This is a genomic window from uncultured Planktomarina sp. (genome assembly GCA_943788425.1).
GTDB lineage: Bacteria > Pseudomonadota > Alphaproteobacteria > Rhodobacterales > Rhodobacteraceae > Planktomarina.
This window is the reverse complement of sequence record CALSQF010000001.1, coordinates 14,504-34,578: the sequence shown is the minus strand read 5'-3', so window position 1 is coordinate 34,578 and position 20,075 is coordinate 14,504. Positions and strand designations below refer to the sequence as shown.

General features: G+C 53.4%; 15 protein-coding genes, 1 tRNA gene and 1 pseudogene. 11 read left to right on the top strand and 6 right to left on the bottom strand.

Features of this window, described 5'->3' with window-relative positions:
- Positions 1-128: 128 nt before the first annotated feature.
- From ABLW18_RS00175 to pdxH, 5 genes and pseudogenes are all read right to left on the bottom strand, one after another.
- Positions 129-3,776, bottom strand: coding sequence for a vitamin B12-dependent ribonucleotide reductase (locus ABLW18_RS00175; protein ID WP_347822889.1), 3,648 nt, complete (start codon positions 3,774-3,776; stop codon positions 129-131).
- Between the two features lie 423 nt (positions 3,777-4,199).
- Positions 4,200-4,276, bottom strand: a tRNA-Pro gene (locus ABLW18_RS00170).
- Between the two features lie 47 nt (positions 4,277-4,323).
- Complete coding sequence (locus ABLW18_RS00165; RefSeq protein ID WP_347822888.1) at positions 4,324-4,794, bottom strand: DUF192 domain-containing protein; 471 nt, start codon at positions 4,792-4,794, stop codon at positions 4,324-4,326.
- A pseudogene (locus ABLW18_RS00160) lies at positions 4,791-5,328 on the bottom strand (cold shock domain-containing protein). Before ABLW18_RS00160 ends, ABLW18_RS00165 begins: the two are co-directional and overlap by 4 nt.
- Positions 5,329-5,569: 241 nt before the next feature.
- The gene (pdxH, locus tag ABLW18_RS00155; RefSeq protein ID WP_347822887.1) at positions 5,570-6,175 is read right to left on the bottom strand and encodes a pyridoxamine 5'-phosphate oxidase; all 606 of its coding nucleotides are present in this window, start codon (positions 6,173-6,175) and stop codon (positions 5,570-5,572) included.
- Between the two features lie 81 nt (positions 6,176-6,256).
- Here pdxH and fabI point away from each other — a divergent pair, with 81 nt between their 5' ends.
- The 7 genes from fabI (at position 6,257) to eno (ending at position 12,944) form a co-directional block, all read left to right on the top strand.
- Positions 6,257-7,045 (top strand): enoyl-ACP reductase FabI, encoded by a 789-nt coding sequence (fabI, locus tag ABLW18_RS00150; RefSeq protein ID WP_347822886.1) that lies wholly within the window; start codon positions 6,257-6,259, stop codon positions 7,043-7,045.
- Between the two features lie 33 nt (positions 7,046-7,078).
- Positions 7,079-7,582 (top strand): xanthine phosphoribosyltransferase, encoded by a 504-nt coding sequence (gene gpt / locus ABLW18_RS00145; protein WP_347822885.1) that lies wholly within the window; start codon positions 7,079-7,081, stop codon positions 7,580-7,582.
- A 48-nt stretch (positions 7,583-7,630) separates the two neighbouring features.
- Positions 7,631-8,566, top strand: coding sequence for a nucleoside hydrolase (locus ABLW18_RS00140; RefSeq protein WP_347822884.1), 936 nt, complete (start codon positions 7,631-7,633; stop codon positions 8,564-8,566).
- Entirely contained in the window at positions 8,566-9,954 is a 1,389-nt protein-coding gene (locus ABLW18_RS00135; RefSeq protein ID WP_347823231.1) for a protein adenylyltransferase SelO family protein, read from the top strand. The genes ABLW18_RS00140 and ABLW18_RS00135 overlap by 1 nt, the downstream gene beginning before the upstream one ends.
- 342 nt (positions 9,955-10,296) lie before the next feature.
- Complete coding sequence (locus ABLW18_RS00130; protein WP_347822883.1) at positions 10,297-10,719, top strand: Fur family transcriptional regulator; 423 nt, start codon at positions 10,297-10,299, stop codon at positions 10,717-10,719.
- A complete protein-coding gene (locus tag ABLW18_RS00125) occupies positions 10,712-11,587 on the top strand; it encodes a DMT family transporter (protein WP_347822882.1) in 876 nt (291 codons plus the stop codon). Before ABLW18_RS00130 ends, ABLW18_RS00125 begins: the two co-directional genes overlap by 8 nt.
- Positions 11,588-11,666: 79 nt before the next feature.
- Positions 11,667-12,944 carry a phosphopyruvate hydratase gene (eno, locus tag ABLW18_RS00120; protein WP_347822881.1) on the top strand — a complete coding sequence of 426 codons (1,278 nt, stop codon included), beginning with the start codon at positions 11,667-11,669 and terminating at the stop codon, positions 12,942-12,944.
- An 89-nt stretch (positions 12,945-13,033) separates the two neighbouring features.
- Here eno and ABLW18_RS00115 read toward each other — a convergent pair whose 3' ends face one another.
- A complete protein-coding gene (locus tag ABLW18_RS00115; RefSeq protein ID WP_347822880.1) occupies positions 13,034-14,119 on the bottom strand; it encodes an anhydro-N-acetylmuramic acid kinase in 1,086 nt (361 codons plus the stop codon).
- Between the two features lie 66 nt (positions 14,120-14,185).
- On the opposite strand from ABLW18_RS00115, the gene tyrS reads away from it, so the two are divergent.
- The 4 genes from tyrS to trpE all read left to right on the top strand — a co-directional run bounded on the left by tyrS (position 14,186) and on the right by trpE (position 20,040).
- Positions 14,186-15,436, top strand: a complete 1,251-nt coding sequence (tyrS, locus tag ABLW18_RS00110; RefSeq protein WP_347822879.1) for a tyrosine--tRNA ligase — start codon at positions 14,186-14,188, stop codon at positions 15,434-15,436.
- The gene (locus tag ABLW18_RS00105; protein WP_347822878.1) at positions 15,433-16,599 is read left to right on the top strand and encodes an aminotransferase; all 1,167 of its coding nucleotides are present in this window, start codon (positions 15,433-15,435) and stop codon (positions 16,597-16,599) included. Before tyrS ends, ABLW18_RS00105 begins: the two co-directional genes overlap by 4 nt.
- A gap of 64 nt (positions 16,600-16,663) precedes the next feature.
- Positions 16,664-18,523, top strand: coding sequence for a SurA N-terminal domain-containing protein (locus tag ABLW18_RS00100; RefSeq protein ID WP_347822877.1), 1,860 nt, complete (start codon positions 16,664-16,666; stop codon positions 18,521-18,523).
- A gap of 5 nt (positions 18,524-18,528) precedes the next feature.
- Positions 18,529-20,040: an anthranilate synthase component I gene (gene trpE / locus ABLW18_RS00095; RefSeq protein WP_347822876.1), complete on the top strand. Its 1,512-nt coding sequence runs from the start codon at positions 18,529-18,531 to the stop codon at positions 20,038-20,040.
- Positions 20,041-20,075 lie beyond the last annotated feature (35 nt).

The window sequence follows — 20,075 nt, the reverse complement described above, 5'->3', positions numbered from 1 at the left end:
ATCCAAGGAATAAGCGCCAAGGGTGATTTTTCGATTATACGTTCAAAATGACTGCCCTTGAGGCAATCTGCGGCTCATAAAAAAGGGGCCAGCCGAAGCCAGCCCAATTTTTTTGCAATCCTATGACCTTAGCTACAGCCAGATGTGCCGCCGCAGGTGTTGCATTTCATACAGGTGCCGTTGCGCACCAAGGTATAATTGCCGCATTCGCCGCATGGATCGCCTTCATAGCCCTGCATTTTTGCTTTGGTCCGATCATCCATAACCGCGGCAGCCGACACCTCGGATCCGCGTGTTGCCGTAGCAATAGCCGTGTCCAGCGCGGCATCCATTGGCATTGCCGCTGTGGAGACGGCGCCTTGCATTTGACCGCCCTGATAGACCACAAAATCTTGTGGCACTCGATTGCGGTGATAACCTGTGGAAACCATCTGCTTGAGTACTTCGATTCCCTTGGCCGCTTTGCTATCTTCAACAGCACGCAGGTTGGATGCGCCCTCCTCTTCCCCGCGGCCGATGTCATCAAATGATGCGCCCTCGGGTTTGACATGGGCCAGATCTTCACGGTCAAGATAGGAGACCGCCAATTCCCGGAAGATATAATCCAAAATAGAGGTCGCATTCTTGATGCTGTCGTTGCCCTGCACCATTCCAGCTGGCTCAAATTTGGTGAAGGTAAAAGCGTCCACGAATTCATCGAGCGGTACACCGTATTGCAGGCCGACGGAGACCGCAATGGCGAAATTATTCATCATCGCGCGGAAGCCCGCACCCTCTTTGTGCATGTCAATGAAGATTTCGCCCAATTGGCCATCCTCATATTCACCAGTGCGCAGATAGACCTTATGCCCGCCAACAATCGCCTTTTGCGTATAACCCCGGCGCCGTTGCGGCATTTTTTCGCGGTTGGAGCGGATCACCTCTTTGATCACCACTTTCTCTACAATTTTTTCGGCCAAAACAGCTGCTTTTTCCTGCGCCGAACCGGTGGCGAGCACCTCTTCGGCTTCCTCATCATCTTCGACAAGCGAAGCGGCCAGAGGTTGAGATAATTTGGAGCCATCGCGATACAATGCGTTGGCCTTGATCCCTAACGACCAGCTCAATTCATAGGCCGCCTGACACTCCTCGATGGTTGCATCATTGGGCATATTGATGGTTTTAGAAATTGCGCCTGAGATAAAAGACTGTGCTGCTGCCATCATGTAGATGTGGCTGTTAACGCTCAGATACCGTTTGCCCTTTTTGCCGCAAGGGTTGGCACAATCAAAGATACTGTAATGCTCTTGTTTTAGATGCGGCGCACCCTCCAAGGTCATTGTGCCACAAACGTGGTCATTGGCCGCATCAATCTCCGCGCGGCTAAAGCCCAAATGCGTGAGCAGGTCGAAGCTTGGATCCATGAGCTTGGTGGCTGGAATGCCCAGAACACCGGTGCAGAAGTCTGCGCCCAATGTCCATTGATTGAACACAAAGCGGATGTCAAAGGCTGAGGGCAAAGCAGACTCGATTTTGTCAATTTCAGCCTGACCAAAGCCATGTCCAATCAAAGCCGTGTGATTGATACCGGGCGCGTTGCCCAGCGACCCGTGACCCACAGCATAGCTAACGATCTCTTCAATTTCATTGCTGCGGTAGCCTTGTTTGGCCAATGCGGCCGGCACCGATCGGTTGATGATCTTGAAGTATCCACCACCCGCAAGTTTTTTGAACTTCACCAAAGCGAAATCTGGTTCGATCCCGGTAGTGTCGCAATCCATGACCAGACCAATCGTGCCGGTCGGGGCAATCACGGTGGCTTGCGCATTGCGATAGCCGTGTTCCTCCCCCAGGGCGATCGCTGTATCCCAGCTCTGTTTTGATAAGGCTACCAGGCTTTGATCTGGGCAATTCGCATGATCGAGCGGCACGGGCTTGATGGCAAGAGCTTCATAGCCGTCGCTTTCACAATAGGCCGCATTGCGATGATTGCGCATGACACGCAGCATGCTGTCAGAATTTTTCTTATAACCTGGGAAGGGTCCCAACTCGCCAGCCATTTCGGCTGAAGTGGCATAGGCCACACCGGTCATCACAGCTGTCAGCGCACCGCAAAGCGCCCTGCCCTCATCACTGTCATAGCCAAAACCCATATTCATCAATAAGCCGCCGATGTTGGCATAGCCAAGACCCAGCGTACGGAACTCATAGGAGCGTTGCGCGATCTCTTTCGAGGGAAACTGCGCCATCAAGACACTGATCTCCAGAGTGACCGTCCAAAGGCGTGTGGCATGCACATAGTCATCCGCCTGAAATTCACCGTTTTCATAGAAGGTCAGCAAATTCATTGAGGCCAGGTTGCAAGCCGTATCATCAAGGAACATATATTCCGAACAGGGGTTGGAACCACGAATTTCTCCATCCGCTGGGCAGGTGTGCCAGGCGTTGACCGTATCATGGTATTGAATTCCTGGATCGGCGCAGGCCCATGCCGCATGCCCGACCTGCGCCCAAAGATCGCGCGCCTTTATGGTCGTGGCAACGGATCCATCCGTCCGGTTCAACAATTCCCAATCTGCATCTTTTTGCACCGCATAGAGAAATGCATCCGTGACGCGGATAGAGTTGTTCGAATTTTGTCCAGAAACAGAATTATAGGCCTCAGAATCCCAGTCTGTGTCATAGGTTGGAAACTCGATGCTGGTGTGACCCTGCTTTGCGTAATCCAACACGCGTTTGACATAGGTCTCCGGGATGGCGACTTTCTTTGCCGCTTTCACCGCCTCTTTCAAAGCAGCGTTCACTTTGGGATCATAGGCGTCGGTTGCGGCCCCATCCCAAGATTTAATCGCGGCGAAAATCAAATTGAGCTTTTCTTCATGCATTTTGGAGCCGGCCACGATGGAGGCTACTTTTTGCTCCTCGATCACCTTCCAGTTGATGAAATCTTCAATATCAGGGTGATCTGCATCACAGATCACCATTTTGGCCGCCCGACGGGTGGTACCGCCGGATTTAATAGCCCCCGCGGCCCGATCGCCAATTTTCAAAAAGCCCATCAGGCCGGAAGACTTTCCGCCGCCAGAGAGGTTTTCACCGGCGCCGCGCAGCGAAGAGAAGTTGGTTCCTGTGCCCGAGCCGTATTTGAACAAACGCGCTTCACGCACCCAAAGATCCATGATCCCACCGTCATTCACCAGATCATCGGATACGGACTGGATAAAACAAGCGTGCGGCTGCGGATGCTCATAGCTGCTGTCCGATTTGGTCAGCTTGCCGGTCTTATAATCGACGTAGTGATGACCCTGTGCCGGACCATTAATCCCATAAGACCAATGAAGCCCAGTGTTAAACCATTGCGGTGAGTTCGGAGCGGCTCTTTGAGTTGCCAACATATAGCGCATCTCGTCAAAATAGGCGCTGGCATCTTCTTCAGTGGTAAAATAGCCACCCTTCCAACCCCAGTAGGCCCATGCACCAGCTAGCCGGTCAAAGACTTGCTTGGCGGAGGTTTCCCCCCCGAATGTCGCGTTCTCGGCGGCCACACGCCGGCGCAAGAAACTCGGCATGCCTGATTCTTTCACAGCCTTGGTGTCAGACGGCACACCCGCCTTCCGAAAATACTTCTGCGCCAAAACATCCGACGCAACCTGCGACCATGATGCCGGGACCTCTAGATCAGCGAGATGAAACACCACGGTGCCATCCGGGTTGCGAATCTCGCTTGTGGTCTTTGTGAACTCAATTGAGCTATATGCATCTTCATTAGGGCTGGTAAATCGCCGTTCAATCTTCATATCTCTGCCTCATTTTGCCGTTTAAATACGGCTCTTTAAACAATCAATCAGCTCGCAGATCTCTGAAACCTGTTTAGGTCCAGGGGCCTCGCCGCCTAGTTTTAAATACTACATTTTGTGTATTTCTCTGCTGCCACCACTAACAGATCTAGTTTCCACGGGCAGGTCAACGATTTTTTAACGTTTTTGACAGGAAAATTTTCTTGATTTAGAAAACGGCTAAAATTCTGTCCTAGGGTTTAGGCCATATGGCGGGCCTGCCCGTAATTTAGCGCTGCGGATAACTAAAACAAACTCTGCGACTTTAGAATATTCGCACAGGGCTTGCGATATGACTAAAGTCGCGCGCGCGCTCAACCAAAGACCGGGCAAGACAGAAGCTCGGCACGGTACTGCATCTTATTGCGAGATTTTTTGAAACAGTGGTCGGGGCGGCGAGATTCGAACTCACGACCCCCTGTACCCAAAACAGGTGCGCTACCAGACTGCGCCACGCCCCGACACTGCGGCTTCTTTAGGCAATTGGTTTGAGAAAGAAAAGGGGTTTTCACAAACAGCTTGGGGTTTTTTCGTCCACAGCCAGCCGAGCATCGCTCAAAACCGTACCCGGACCAATGTTTAAAGCTGCAGTAAGCCCCGCGTTGATCTCCAGAACATATTGCGCGGGCCCAGTGCTGCGCAATGGCGTCTCATCGCCGGGAATCGCATTTTCGTGAATATTAACCAAGCGACCGGCGGAATCGAAAAACAGTATATCCAAAGCGATCAACGTGTTTTTCATCCAAAAAGATAGGCTGCGCTCACGCTCATAAACAAACAGCATGGCCGAAAATTTGTCCAGCTGCGGCCTGTGCATCAAGCCGCGCGCCCGCTCGCGCTCATCATCCATCACTTCGACGTGAAATTTTGCGCTGCCCCAAGGCCCAAACAGGTGAACGTGACCTTCTTTGCAATCCGCGACCCCGAAACTGCCAATCAAACAGATAACCGCAGCGAGGATTGCAATATTTCGGGTCATTTTACCTGCGCCGCCTCCCAGCTTAGGATCGCAACGTCCATAAGGCCGCGCTTACCTTCCACAACTCTCAGGGCGACCCCTTCACCACCAACCAAACCGGAAAGTTCGCAGCGCCGCAAGACATCTATATGCTATATGCACAAATATGTCGTCAGACTTTCCGAACACATTGGCAAAGCCAAAACCCTTGGCCTTATCAAACCACTTGATCCGCCCAGGCTGTAGCTCAATTTCCGACAGGGCCACATCATCCAGCGCGTCCATTTATCCATAGCCAAAGGTGTTGAACAAGCTGGGCGATGCAACAGACAAGACCTCAGAGGCCTGGGTTCCCCTATCTGAGCGATGGGCAATCACTTTGACCTCAACACCATCGGCAATCGAACTTTGCCCAAAGTTGCGCAGCACTTTGGTATGCAAAAAAATGTCCATTTTTATCTCATCAGAAACGATGAAACCAAAGCCTTTTACGGGATCAAACCAATTAATTGTGCCGCTAAGCATCAAATATCTATTAACAGTGTCTCGGAGCATGTTTATCTATCAAATTTAAAACCAAAAATTTTAAATATCTAATACTTTACTGTTTATACCTTAAATTATTTTAGAGGCGCACTCAACCAAATATGCAGCGCGACAATGGAAATTCTCGCACTGCCATGCGCCAAATGCGCCTAAGCTGGAGCTGCGTTTGCGGCGAATACCATGATGGGCCAAACATCGGTGATGACGCTCGACGGCAGGCGTCTTGCGCCTCACCGAAGGTAAAAACAGCTCAAGGATACAAGCGTTGGACATCCCAAGCTGCTCCCGGCTTGGACCGAGTCCAGCGGAAACGATCATGGAGACGCGCCTCCCCATCGGCCCAAAACTCTAACTCGACAGGTTTTATGCGGATCCCGCCCCAAAAACTTGGCCGCGCGACAGAATCACCCTGCACTGCGCGGACAGCTTCAACGCGATTCATCAACGCTTGCCGCGACTCGAGTGGTTGTGACTGGACCGAAGCCACCGCCCCGATCCGCGAAAGCGGCGACCGGCTCATAAAATATTCATCTGCCAGCGGACCATCCTCCCGCTCGATAAAACCGCGACATCGGATCTGTCGACGCAGAGATTTCCAGTGAATTACAAAGGCTGCGCGCCCGGCTTCAAAGGCTTCTTGCGCTTTTGTACTCTCATAATTGGTATAAAAGACAAAAGCACCATCCTCGATAGACTTAAGCAACACAATTCGCGCATTGGGCATGCCATGGGCGTCAACGGTCGACAGCGCCATAGCATTGGGGTCATTCAACTCCCCCGCTTCCGCATCACTCATCCAATCACGCGCCAGAGCAAAGGGATCGTTGCCTTCGAAAATTCCAGTTCTTTTTTCCATGTCAGAGGTAGCCTTTGGGTTGATGCATAGAAGGTGTTCGCTTAGACAATTCTTATATAATTCTCGATGGGGGAAAGTCCAATGGGGCTGATGACCGGAAAACGAGGCCTAATCATGGGCCTGGCCAATGATAAATCAATCGCCTGGGGCATCGCAGAGACTTTGCGCGCCGAGGGTGCCGAGATCGGTGTGACCTATATGGGGGACGCGATGAAAAAACGCGTCTTGCCGCTGGCCGAACAACTCGCTGCGACCATCGTGGTTGAATGTGACGCCGGAGACCCAGATTCAATTGCCGCTTTGATGAAACACGCAAAAGACACATGGGGGCAGATCGACTTCATCGTGCACGCCATTGGTTTTTCAGACAAATCAGAGTTGCGTGGGCAGTATATCAACACGTCGCGGGACAATTTCCTGATGACGATGGATATTTCCGCGTATTCCTTCACCGCCATATTGCAAGCGGCTCAGGAGCTTTTGACACCCGGCGCATCCTGCCTGACCATGACCTATTACGGTGCCGAAAAAGTAATGCCCAACTACAATGTCATGGGCGTGGCGAAGGCGGCTTTAGAAGCCTCAGTGCGCTATTTGGCCGAAGACTTGGGGCGCAATAATGTCCGCGTTAACGCTATCTCAGCGGGAACAATCAAAACCCTAGCCGCCTCCGGCATTGGCGATTTTCGTGAGATTATGAAATGGAATGAAACCAACAGCCCATTGCGCCGCACAGTGACCCAGTCAGAAGTCGGAAAATCGGCTCTTTATCTGCTGTCAGACCTCGGTTCTGGCGTGACGGGAGAAATTCTGCATGTCGATGCTGGCTACCATATCATCGGAATGAAGGGTCTCGAGCTGCCTGGATAGCAGGTTAAGTGATTTTAAAAGTTAGGAAACATCATGTCAGATCGGCTACCACATGAGAAAGGCTTCCATGTCAGTTGGGATCAAATGCACCGAGATTCGCGGGCACTGGCCTGGCGCCTCGATGGCAAAGGTCCGGAAGATGGCGCATGGCGCGCAATTGTGGCAATTACACGCGGCGGAATGGCCCCCGCGATGATTGTGGCGCGAGAATTGGACGTGCGCAATGTTGATACGGTCAGCGTGAAAAGTTATCATCATCAAGAACGCGCCGATGCCGTCATTCTCAAGGCACCAGACACTGAACTAATGGGCGATGGGGCAGGTATTTTGATTATTGATGATTTGGTTGACAGTGGGAAAACCCTAGAGCTGGTGCGCTCGAAATACCCCAAGGCCCATTTCGCTACGGTCTATGCCAAACCACAAGGCCGGCCGATGGTCGATACTTTCATTACTGAAGTTAGCCAAGACACTTGGATCTTCTTTCCATGGGATATGGCTTTGCAATATGTGCAGCCCTATCGCGGGACCGATTGATAAATAAGGGTCAAGAGTGGCTCCAAAACCGCGCAGCGAGGTCAGCCAATGTGCCGCGACATCATTATCGATACGGATCCTGGCCAAGATGATGCGGTCGCAATCTTACTCGCCTTGGCGTCTCCAGAGCTCAACGTTCTGGGTTTGACCTGCGTTGCGGGCAATGTCCCTTTAGAGCGCACGAGCTACAATGCGCGACAGGTTTGTGAATTGGCAGGGCGCGCCAATATACCAGTGTTTGCCGGGTGCCATCGCCCTATGGGCCGCGGTTTGGTCACGGCAGAACATGTGCATGGGGACAGCGGATTGGATGGGGCACCGCTACCGGCGCCCATGATGGCAGTGCAAAGCACCCACGCCGTAGACTTTATAATCAACAGCCTCCGCGCTGCGCCACCAAAAACCATCACCCTGTGCCCACTTGGCCCGCTGACAAATATCGCCACCGCCCTCAAGCGCGCGCCTGATATCGCGGATCGCATCGCGCAAGTTGTCTTGATGGGGGGGGCCTATTTTGAGGTTGGCAATATCACACCCGCAGCTGAATTTAACATCTTTGTCGACCCGGAAGCGGCTCAACTGGTGTTTCAATCTGGCTTGGATTTGGTTGTAGCACCCCTAGATGTGACCCATAAGGCACTGACAAGCCCAGCTTGGAGTTCTGCGCTGCGCGCCAAAAACCATCCGGTCTGCGACGTGGTGGCCGGCTGGACGGAATTCTTTGAGCGGTTCGATACTCAGAAATATGGCTCCGAAGGCGCGCCGCTGCACGATCCATGTGTCATTGCCTATTTGATCGCGCCGGAGCTTTTCTCTGGACGGAAGATCAATGTGGAGATTGAAACCCAATCCGACCTGACCCGCGGCATGACAGTTGCCGATTGGTGGCGCGTCACGGATCGTCCGTCCAATGCCATGTTTCTCGGGCATATCGATGCAGTGAAATATTTTGAGCTCATTACAAAACGCCTGGCGCGCTTGTGATGCAGGCCAATTGGAACAATAGCTATGCAGCCCTACCGGCGCAAATGTTTACACGACAAGCGCCTGTGCCAGTAGCAGCCCCGAAAGCTTTAATGCTCAATGCTGAACATGCAGAGGAGTTAGGCATCACCTTTGATAAAGATTGGCCGCTGTTTATGTCGGGCAATCGAATTTCTCAGGGCGCAGACCCGATAGCCCAGGCCTATGCTGGCCATCAATTTGGCCATTGGAACCCGCAGCTGGGCGATGGGCGGGCGGTGCTTTTGGGCGAGGTCATCGGGCCGCAGGGGCGCGTTGACATTCAACTCAAAGGCGCCGGACGCACGGCCTGGTCACGTAATGGCGATGGGCGGGCTTGGTATGGGCCTGTCCTGCGCGAGTATCTGATCTCCGAGGCCATGCATGCGCTCGGCATTCCGACGACCCGCGCCCTAGCCGCCGTTGCCACAGGTGAGACGATACTGCGTGAACAAGGCCCCCTGCCCGGCGCGGTCATATGCAGAACAGCTTCAAGCCATATTCGGGTAGGTACATTTCAATATTTCGCTGCGCGCGATGATACCCAAGCGCTGGAAGCGCTCTTGCACCAAGCCATAGAGCGGCACTATCACACAGCCCGAACGGTCGAGCATTTTTTGAGCGCAGCCGTGGCCGCACAAGCACGCCTTGTTGCGCAATGGATGGGGCTGGGCTTTATCCACGGGGTGATGAACACTGACAATAGCCATGTGGGGGGGATCACAATTGATTATGGCCCCTGTGCGTTTATGGATGAGTTTGTGCCGATGAAAACCTTTAGCTCTATTGATCGGCTGGGTCGCTATGCCTATGGCAATCAGCCAAATTTAGCCGCGTGGAATATGGCTCAACTGGCCACGGCGCTGCTGCCCCTAACCGAGGATCGCGACGCCAGCATCGCCCGCTTTACCGAAATTGTGCAGGGCTTTGGTGACATTTTTGACAAAGAATATACCGCGGTTTTTGCCCGCAAGCTCGGTTTGACGCAAAGCCAAGAAACGGATTTTCTGGTCGATGGGTTGCTAAAAATGATGGCCAATATTGGCGCAGATTATACGCTGTGTTTTCGAGCATTGGCCACGGGGGAAAGCCATGCGCATCTGGGCGCGCATCCTGATTTTGCCAATTGGCACGCCCGTTGGCAGGCAGCCGGACCCGCGCAGGGAGCGTTGGCCCAGGTCAACCCGGCCATTATCCCACGCAATCACCTGATGGAGGCCATGATCGCCGATGCAGTCGCCGGCGATATGCAGCTGTTTCACGCGCTGCATGAGGCGCTCAAGGCACCATTTTCGCGCTGTGACACCCCGAGATTCATCGCTGCCCCCTATCCGCAAGACGTTGTAACACAAACTTTTTGCGGCACTTAGTGTGACGCAGGTTAGAAAGTTTTCCGCGCCTGTGACATCCATTAATCGGACTTTTTTGCATGACCAATTTGTCGATCATCGCCGCCCGCGTAGGTTTTATGACGTCTCGCAAGGCATTGTGTCAATTATAGACTGGGGGTAATTTGTTTCACTATTTCAGTGGCTTTGTCCTTCTCTGTGCCGAAATTTGAATTCAAATCGCTAATTTTACTCGTAACCTATATTGTGGTTTTGTTCTTGATCATCGTAAAAGATCCCACCGTTGCGCCAATGGCCCGGCGGCTGGGCGATAATCCTGATCCGCGCTGAGGTTGGCCGGGCATTTGGGGCGTGGGTGACTATATGGCGAAAAACATAATACAAAGATGCGCACAAAATAGGCTGCGCATGACCGACCAACGTCGCATCGTTGCTCAAGTCTTGGAAGATTCACAAGATCATCCCGATGTTGAAGAGCTCTATGCGCGCGCGCTGAAACTGGATCCACGGATATCCATCGCGACAGTCTACCGCTCCGTCAAATTGTTCGAGGAATCAGGCATTCTGGAAAAATTAGAATTTGGCGATGGTCGGGCGCGCTATGAGGATGCAGAGCGTGACCATCACGATCACCTGATAGATATGAACAGCGGCGAGGTGATTGAATTTATCGACCCAGATATTGAAGCTTTGCAAGAAAAAATTGCAGAGCGCCTGGGCTATCGCCTTAAAGGACATCGTTTGGAGCTATACGGCGTGCCAATTAAGCGCGGCGAAAATGTCTGAAAGAATAAAACGCGAAAATCTTCTCGGTATTGGTTTCATCACTCTGGCCATGGCCGCTTTTGCGGTGGAAGATTCGTTGATCAAACTTCTCTCAACCCGCCTGTCCTCGGGCCAAATCCTATTGATGATTGGCTTTGGCGGGACTTTGGGCTTTTTTATCTGGAGCCGCCATAAAGGCGAGGGTTTGACCGGTGAGATTATTCGGAACCCCTGGGTCATTGGCCGCACCCTGTCGGAGCTGGTCGGCACGGCATTTTTTGTGCTCTCCTTAGCTTTAGTACCCATCACCACAGTATCCGCCATCATTCAGGTCAGCCCGCTGCTGGTGACCTTGGGCGCTGCTGTCGTGTTGCGTGAGAAAGTTGGGATCAGGCGTTGGTCTGCTATTCTTGTAGGGCTCTTTGGCGTTGCCGTGATCCTAAGACCTTGGTCTGCGACTTTTGAGGCCTCCGCACTTTTGGCACTCATGGGGGTGGTTGGCCTGTCTGCACGCGATGTGGCGACCAGGCGCATTGCCAAATCTACACCCAGTTTGGCACTCGCGACATTAGGTTTTGGCGCGACCATCCCAGCGGGGCTGATCCTTTTGATCTTCGATCCCCGCCTTGTTGTGCCCGCACCAACAGACTCCTCACTGATTGTGGTCAGCATTTTGATCGCCATTGGGGGCTATTATTGCATTATCGCCGCCATGCGCATCGGCGAGGTCTCCGCTGTGGTGCCTTTTCGTTATTCACGTTTGGTATTTGGCGTGGCCATCGGCGTTTGGTATTTTGGCGAGGTGCTTGATCACTGGACACTCGTCGGCTCAGCCATTGTCGTCCTGTCGGGCCTCTACGCCCTGTGGCGCGAATCCTTACTGGGATAGATTTGCGTCAAAACGCTCTTTCGCTCGCAGCCCCCACTTGTTAAAGCGCACGCAACTGAGCTTTACCGGAGTTGCATCTATGTCCACGATTATCGATATACACGCCCGCGAAATTCTTGACAGCCGGGGCAACCCTACGGTTGAGGTCGATGTGATCTTACAAGATGGCACCCTCGGCCGCGCTGCCGTCCCGTCGGGAGCCTCAACCGGTGCTTATGAGGCCGTTGAGCTGCGCGATGGCGATAAAAATCGTTATATGGGCAAAGGTGTGTTGACAGCGATTGAAAATGTGAACGGAGAAATTTCAGATGCATTGGTTGGCTTTGAAGCCGATGAACAGGTCGCAATTGATCAGGGCATGATAGAAATGGACGGCACGTCCAATAAAGCGCGCTTGGGCGCCAATGCGATTTTGGGGGTCTCCTTGGCCGTCGCCAAAGCCGCTGCGGACTATTGTGGTCAGCCGCTTTATCGCTACATCGGTGGCACATCAGCACGGGTTTTGCCTGTGCCCATGATGAATATTCTTAATGGCGGCGAGCATGCGGATAACCCGATAGATATTCAAGAATTCATGATCATGCCAGTTGCCGCTGAAAACATCCGCGATGCGGTTCGAATGGGTGCAGAAGTTTTTCATACACTCAAAGGTGATCTCGCTGCCGCGGGCCTTTCAACAGGTATCGGCGATGAGGGCGGTTTTGCCCCCAATATTTCTTCGTCACGGGCAGCCTTGGATTTCATCATGCAGGCCATTGAGAAGGCCGGCTACAAGCCCGGTGAAGACATCTACCTCGCCTTAGATTGCGCTGCCAGCGAATATTGCAAAAATGGCATCTATGAGATGAAAGGCGAAGGTAAATCGCTCAACTCGGCAGAAAATGTCGCCTATCTGGCCGCCTTGGTGGAAGATTACCCAATTATCAGCATTGAAGATGGCTGTGATGAAGATGATTGGGGCGGCTGGAAATTTTTGACTGAGACCCTAGGTGATCGGTGCCAATTGGTCGGAGACGATCTTTTTGTAACCAATCCGGAACGTTTGGCCATGGGCATTGAGCGTGGGTCCGCGAACTCAATGCTGGTAAAAGTCAACCAAATTGGATCGCTGACCGAGACCATGCGGGCCGTAGAAATGGCACATCGAGCGGGCTTTACCAATGTGATGAGCCATCGCTCTGGCGAGACCGAAGACGCGACCATCGCTGATTTGGCCGTTGCCACCAACTGTGGGCAAATCAAAACTGGCTCACTGGCGCGGTCAGACCGGCTTGCCAAATACAACCAGCTGATCCGTATTGAGGAAGAGTTGGGAGACACCGCCATCTATGCGGGTCGCTCGATCCTAAAATCTTGAGGCGGCAACATTGAAACGGGCGGGTTTTGCCCGCGATCTTGTCAATTCCCGTCCTTGGTCAAATCCGCAATGGCCGCTCTCCTGCGTGTTTAAGGAAGGCTGATTTTTCCTCCACAGAGCGGCGCCTTGGTCGCGGTTGTGGCGGGAAATGACGTTGCCAGACCGCGTGCAACACGGGCTGCGAGATAGGCGAAGGCCTGCGCTTCGAGCATATCGCCATCCAACCCGATATCATCAATGTCATACACCTTCATCGGCAATTTCATCGCCAATTGCCGCATTATTTCAATGTTTTTTCGGCCTCCACCACTGATCCAAACCTGTTTGGGTTGAACCGGTATGAGCGGCAGGGCTGCCTCTATTGCCGCGACGCATAGGGCTGTCAGTGTCGCGGCTGCATCCGCCGGGGCCAGCTGCGCCACCAGCTCCACCATGTCGCTAAAACTGTCACGATCCAAAGATTTCGGTGCGGAACGCGAAAAATACGGCCGCTGCAAAAAGAGGGCGACAAGCTCTTCATCCACCCGACCGGAAGCGGCCAAAGCACCGCCCACATCATAGGGGTGTCCAGTAGTTTTCATCATGAAGTCATTCAAGGGCGCATTGGCCGGACCCGTATCAAACGCCAGCAGGCCTTGTTCGGCTGGCAAGCGGGCGTCGATCCAGGTGAGATTGCCGACACCACCGAGATTCACAATCGCCATAGGCTCTTCTATCTGCTTGTAGCGAGCCAATGCCCAATGAAATATCGGCGCCAAGGGCGCACCCTGTCCACCGCAGCCCACATCCTCAGAGCGAAAATCCCAAGCAACGGCCGTGCCTGCGCGCCGCGCTAATTCTGAGCCACTGCCCAGCTGGTGCGTACGGGAATTTTGTGGATCGTGGCACAGTGTTTGTCCATGAAACCCAATCAGCTCCGCCGGCGGCAATTGCGACCACGCCTCCAGATGCGCCGCCATAATTAACTTCGATACTGGCTCCAGCCCGGGCGCGCCGGGCCATTTTCCCAGTACGCCTTGTAACATCTGGCGCTCCGCTGCGCTGTAGGGCCGATAGACACTGGGGCCGAATTCGCAAATATCCACCCCATCTGTCAAAAGGCAGGCCGCATCCACCCCATCCAGCGAGGTGCCAGACATGAAACCCGTCACCCAAATTGGCTTATTACCGCCCATGCTCTTTCCCTATGTATTGGCTTTGACTATACACTGACCCGAAGGCGTTTGAGGAACAAGAGATCAATGACATATCACCCTAAATCAGAATTCATGGCTGTCATGATGCAACGTGGCTTTCTTGCCGATTGCACAGATTATCAAGGCCTCGATGACGCCTTGAGCCGCGGGGTGACACCAGCCTATATCGGATTTGATGCCACGGCGAAGTCACTGCATGTCGGCAGTTTGATCCAGATTATGATGCTGCGCTGGCTGCAAAAAACGGGACACAAGCCCATCACCCTCATGGGCGGAGGCACAACAAAGGTGGGCGATCCGTCATTCCGCGCCGATGAACGCCCTTTGCTGAACGAAGCGCAAATTGACAGCAACATCGCCGGAATCAAAAAAGTATTCGAGAGCTATATCAGCTATGACGACGGCCCAACCGGCGCCTTGATGCTCAACAATGCCGAATGGCTCGACAGTCTAAATTACTTGGATTTTCTGCGCGACATCGGCCGGCATTTTTCGGTCAATCGGATGCTGAGCTTTGAATCGGTAAAATCGCGCATCGACCGGGAACAATCTTTAAGCTTTCTTGAGTTCAACTACATGATTTTACAAGCCTATGATTTTCTGGAGCTGAACCGCCGATATGGGTGTCTCTTTCAAATGGGTGGCTCTGATCAATGGGGCAATATCGTCAATGGGATTGACCTCACCCGCCGGGTTCTGAATCATGAGATCTACGGCCTCACCTCACAGTTGATGACCACATCCGACGGCAAGAAGATGGGAAAATCCCAAAATGGCGCCGTCTGGCTGAATGCCAATATGCTCTCACCTTACGAGTTTTGGCAATTTTGGCGCAACACCACGGATGCGGATACTGGGCGGTTTTTGAAACTCTACACCGAGTTGCCCATCAATGAATGCGACCGTCTTGGCGCCTTAGAGGGCTCAGAGATCAACCGCGCAAAAATTATTTTGGCCAATGAGGTGACAACTCTGCTGCATGGACCGGACGCCGCAAAGACGGCAGAGGCCACCGCGCGCGACGTCTTCGAAAAAGGCGGTGTTGGTGATGATTTGCCCACTCTGACCCTGGCTGTCTCCGATCTCGCAGATGGTATTTCCATCGTGCAACTTTTGGTGAAATCTGGCTTGGCCGGCAGCGGCAAAGAGGCGAAACGCTTGATTGCTGAAGAAGGGGCAAAGCTAAACGATGCGCCACTTAACGACGCCAGTCTGGTCCTGAATGCAGATGATTTCACCAAGCCGATCAAATTGTCAAAAGGAAAAAAGAAACATGCGTTGGTTCAGCTGGGATGACGGGGCGCACCGCTCAAACCTTCGCCCCACCGGTGGTGGAGGCCTATAGCTGGCTGGAAGGCAAGGATTTTTCGCAGCGTGCGTTGATAAATGTCAGTCAAGCCGCGCCCGTGGCTCCGCCCCCGGCGCCCTTGAGGGCGCATATGGCCAAGGTGATAGAAGAGGTTGACACCCATCTGTACGGGGCCGTTTTGGGGCTTGAGCCTTTAAGGGCAAAACTGGCCCATCACAGCAGCGCACTGTATCAAGGCCAGGTCACGACCGAGCAGGTGGCCATCACATCAGGGTGCAATCAAGCGTTCAGCGCGGTCGTGGCAACGCTATGCCGCGATGGTGATGAGGTCATTCTTCCCACGCCTTTCTATTTTAATCACAAAATGTGGCTTGATATGAGCGGCGTGCGCTGCTGCGCTTTGCCGTGCCAAGGAGATATGATTCCTGATCCTGCTGAGGCAGCCCGGCGCATCACCGAACGCACCAAGGCCATTGTGCTGGTTACTCCCAACAACCCTTGCGGGGTGGAATATCCAGCAGATGTTATTCAAGCCTTTTATGATCTCGCCAAATCCCGTGGACTTGCACTGATCATCGATGAAACCTATCGCGATTTTCACAGTCAAAGCGGCCCGCCCCATCGCTTATTTGAACAAGAAAATTGGCAAGACACACTCATTCAGCTCTATTCTTTCTCCAAAGCCTATCGGCTGACCGGCCATCGGGTTGGGGCGATTGTCACCTGTGAGACGCGGCTGGCAGAGATTGAAAAATTTCTCGACGCGGTGACCATTTGCCCAAGTCAGTTGGGTCAAAAAGCAGCGCTCTGGGGCTTGCAAAATTTGGGCGACTGGCTGGCTAAAGAGCGGCTGGAAATTTTTGCCCGCCGGCAAGCCATCGTGGATCACTTCCCCACTTTGGCCGCGAAAGGGTGGCGTCTGTTGGGGCTTGGTGCTTATTTTGCGTATCTGGAACATCCGTTTGACGTCTCCGCAACGGAACTCGCAAAGCAACTCGTCGAGGAGGCTGATGTCCTTGCACTCCCAGGATCTATGTTCGTGCCCGAAGGGGATGACTACGGTCGACGTCAGCTGCGTATCGCATTTGCAAACATCAGCACAGAAATGATCGTTGTTTTGTTTGACAGAATGGCGCAGGTAAGCCAGTAACTGGCTTGCTGCTTTGCTGTTGTTGGCTTATGCATTTTGGAACTAAATTAAAGGGATCGCCCCAATGGCTACGAAGAAAAAATCTGGTGCAAGCAAACTCGCAGTTTGGGTTATCGTAGGGCTATTGGTGTTTGGCATGATCGGATTTGGGGCGGCCGGTATTAATGGCACGCAGCGCAGCCTTGGAAAAGTGGGCGATAAAACCGTGTCCATTTCCTCCTATAGCAACGCGTTGCAAAGCGAAATGGCGCAATTTCAAGAGCAAATTGGCCGCACTATAACGCCACAAGAAATGCAAGCCATTGGCCTCGATCAACGTGCATTGAACCGGGTGATCAGCACGCGCGCTTTGGACCAATTGGTCACCGACCTTGGCCTGTCTTCGGGTGATGCGCGCGTGCGCGAGCAAGTGGTTGAAATTCCCGCGTTCCAAGGGCTTGATGGCGAGTTTGACCGTGAAGCTTACGCGGAAGTCTTGCAACGCAACAATCTCAAAGAAGAGGATTTTGAAACCTCCCTGCGCGAAGACGCTGCGCGCCGTATCTTGCAAGAGGCGGTTCTCACGGGGGTCACCGCGCCGCAAGCCTATGCGAAAGCTTTGGTCGGCTATCTTGCCGAAACGCGGGATTTCTCTTGGGCGCGCCTCACGCAGGACATATTGGTCAGTGCGGTGCCCGAGCCTAGCGAAGAAGATTTGGTCGCCTATCACAGCGAAAATCCACTCGAGTTCACAACCTTAGCTGCCAAATCAATCAGCTATATTTGGCTGACTCCAGCCATGTTGGCAGATGCCATTGAAATTGAGGAGCGCTACTTACGCGCCGCCTATGAAGCCCGCAGTGATGAATTTATCCAATTGCCGAGCCGGATGGTCGAACGGGTGATTTTTCCCTCGCAAGAAATGGCTGCAAACGCCATGAAGGCCATCACTGAACAAGCCACCACCTTTGAAGAGGTGGTCGAGAGCCGCGGTTTGACGCTGCAAGATGTCGATCTTGGCGATATGACAGAAGCAGAACTGGGCGAAGCTGGTCCCGTAGTGTTCTCGGTACAAGAGCCTGGTGTGATTGGTCCAGCGCAGACGGACTTGGGCCCTGCATTGTTCCGCATTAATGCAATTTTGGACGGAAATGTGCAAAGCTTTGACGCCGTACGCGCGCAATTGAATCTCGATGTTGCTTTAGATCGGGCCACGAGCCAAATCGCCGATATCGCTGAACAGGTCGATGATCTTTTGGCCGGTGGCGCGACCTTGGAAGATGTGGCCGCAGAGACAGATCTGCAACTGGCCACCGTGAATTGGCATGTGCAATCAGAAGGTGACATCTCTGATTATGAGGAGTTTCAGACCGCTGCGGCCGCTGTCACAGCAGAAGATTTTCCAGCTCTTAAAACTTTGAGCGATACTGGAATCTTTGCTCTGCGGCTTGATGGAGAATTGCCCGCAGAGTTGCAGCCCCTCGCAAGCGTCCAAGACGCCGCCGTCGAAAGCTGGACAGCCCAACAAATTCAGCAGCAATTGCTTGCGATGGCCGACCGCATCGCGCCGCAGGTCTCACTCGCCGCGCCCCTGGCCAGCTTCGGCCTGACAGAAAATCTACAAGACGATATGAACCGCAGTGACAGCGTAGAAGGAACGCCGCCGGCTTTGGTAATAACGGCTTTTGAAACAGGGCTGGGTAAAGCCTCTGTGCTGGACGCGGGCGACGGCGTGATCATCGTCATTCCGCGCGCCATCCATGTCGCCGATTTTGAAGACCCTCAAGTGCAATCGCTGCAAAAAATACTGGGCAATCGCATTGACACGACCCTGGCGCGCGATGTCTTCGAAGCCTTCAGCAACGCTGCGCGCGGTGCCGTCGATGTCGAGATCAACCCAACAACCCTGCGCTCTATCAACAACAGCCTGCTGGGCGGTGGGTAACCCCAATGGAACTCACACCGTCTTACGAAGAATTTGCCGCCAAATATGAGGCGGGCGAAAATCAGCTGGTTTATTCACGCCTCGCCGCCGATCTCGACACGCCCGTCTCGGTCATGCTCAAACTGTCTGAGGCGCAGAAAGATAGTTTTATCCTCGAGAGTGTCACCGGCGGAGAAATCAGAGGCCGTTATTCCATTGTCGGGCTTAAGCCAGATTTGATTTGGCGCTGCCGGGGCACGGCCAGTGAACTCAACCGTGAAGCCCGGTTTGATGGCAACAGTTTTGCGCCACAGGATGGCAATCCCCTGGATGAGCTGCGCGCATTAATTACAGAATGCCGCATTGATATGCCGACTGATTTACCCGCTGCAGCGGCCGGCCTTTTTGGCTATCTCGGCTATGATATGATCCGCTTGGTGGAGCATTTGCCGAATATCAACCCAGATCCCATCGGCGTGCCCGATGCGGTCATGATCCGCCCAACGGTTGTGGCCGTGCTGGATGGCGTCAAAGGTGAGGTGACGCTTGTCTCGCCGGCATGGGTCAACTCGGGTCTCTCTGCCCGCGCAGCCTACGCCCAAGCGGCCGAACGGGTTATGGATGCGTTGCGTGATCTCGAGCGGCCCGTGAGCTCAACCCATAGAGAACTCAGCGGAGCGGCGCATGTGGGTGCGCCCGAGTCAAATTTCACCAAAGAGGGCTACCTCGCGGCTGTTGAAAAAGCGAAGGATTACATCAAAGCCGGAGATATCTTCCAGGTGGTGCCGGCCCAACGCTGGGCGCAAGACTTCACATTGCCGCCTTTCGCCATGTATCGGGCGTTGCGGCGCGTGAACCCCTCGCCATTTATGTTCTTTTTTAATTACGGCGACTTCCAAATCATCGGCGCAAGCCCGGAGATTCTGGTGCGGTTGATGGACAATGAAGTTACGATTCGTCCCATCGCCGGCACGCGAAAACGCGGCGCCAATGCTGAAGAAGATAAATTCCTAGAAGCTGACCTCTTGGCGGATCCGAAGGAGCTGGCTGAACATCTCATGCTCTTAGATCTGGGGCGCAATGACGTTGGCAGGGTTGCTAAAATTGGCACGGTGCGCCCGACAGAAAAATTCACTGTGGAGCGTTATAGCCATGTGATGCATATCGTCTCGAATGTCGTGGGTGAGCTAGATCCGGCGCATGATGCCGTGGCTGCACTGTTGGCGGGCCTTCCCGCCGGCACGCTCTCGGGCGCGCCCAAAGTTCGAGCCATGCAAATCATTGATGAGTTGGAGCCGGAAAAACGCGGTGTTTACGGCGGCGGTTGCGGATATTTCTCTGCTGGTGGCGATATGGACATCTGTATCGCGCTGCGAACAGCTGTGCTCAAAGATGGCAAGCTCTATTCACAGGCCGGCGGCGGCGTTGTCTATGACAGTGATCCCGAGGCAGAATACCAAGAGACTGTGAACAAGGCCAAAGCCGTGTGGACCGCTGCGGCAGATGCTGCAAATTTCGCGGGCAAAGGCAACGGATAGAGATCAGTATTTGGCGGGCGCTTAAGACAAACGTT

Bases quoted from the DNA above. Each gene is read 5' to 3' on its own strand.
- ABLW18_RS00115 (WP_347822880.1), bottom strand. From the start codon at position 14,119: ATGGGCGGTAATAAGCCAATTTGGGTGACGGGTTTCATGTCTGGCACC.
- fabI (WP_347822886.1), top strand. From the start codon at position 6,257: ATGGGGCTGATGACCGGAAAACGAGGCCTAATCATGGGCCTGGCCAAT.
- ABLW18_RS00105 (WP_347822878.1), top strand. From the start codon at position 15,433: ATGACGGGGCGCACCGCTCAAACCTTCGCCCCACCGGTGGTGGAGGCC.
- ABLW18_RS00175 (WP_347822889.1), bottom strand. From the start codon at position 3,776: ATGAAGATTGAACGGCGATTTACCAGCCCTAATGAAGATGCATATAGC.
- ABLW18_RS00135 (WP_347823231.1), top strand. From the start codon at position 8,566: ATGCAGGCCAATTGGAACAATAGCTATGCAGCCCTACCGGCGCAAATG.
- ABLW18_RS00140 (WP_347822884.1), top strand. From the start codon at position 7,631: ATGTGCCGCGACATCATTATCGATACGGATCCTGGCCAAGATGATGCG.
- ABLW18_RS00125 (WP_347822882.1), top strand. From the start codon at position 10,712: ATGTCTGAAAGAATAAAACGCGAAAATCTTCTCGGTATTGGTTTCATC.
- tyrS (WP_347822879.1), top strand. From the start codon at position 14,186: ATGACATATCACCCTAAATCAGAATTCATGGCTGTCATGATGCAACGT.
- gpt (WP_347822885.1), top strand. From the start codon at position 7,079: ATGTCAGATCGGCTACCACATGAGAAAGGCTTCCATGTCAGTTGGGAT.
- ABLW18_RS00100 (WP_347822877.1), top strand. From the start codon at position 16,664: ATGGCTACGAAGAAAAAATCTGGTGCAAGCAAACTCGCAGTTTGGGTT.
- trpE (WP_347822876.1), top strand. From the start codon at position 18,529: ATGGAACTCACACCGTCTTACGAAGAATTTGCCGCCAAATATGAGGCG.
- ABLW18_RS00130 (WP_347822883.1), top strand. From the start codon at position 10,297: ATGGCGAAAAACATAATACAAAGATGCGCACAAAATAGGCTGCGCATG.
- eno (WP_347822881.1), top strand. From the start codon at position 11,667: ATGTCCACGATTATCGATATACACGCCCGCGAAATTCTTGACAGCCGG.
- ABLW18_RS00165 (WP_347822888.1), bottom strand. From the start codon at position 4,794: ATGACCCGAAATATTGCAATCCTCGCTGCGGTTATCTGTTTGATTGGC.
- pdxH (WP_347822887.1), bottom strand. From the start codon at position 6,175: ATGGAAAAAAGAACTGGAATTTTCGAAGGCAACGATCCCTTTGCTCTG.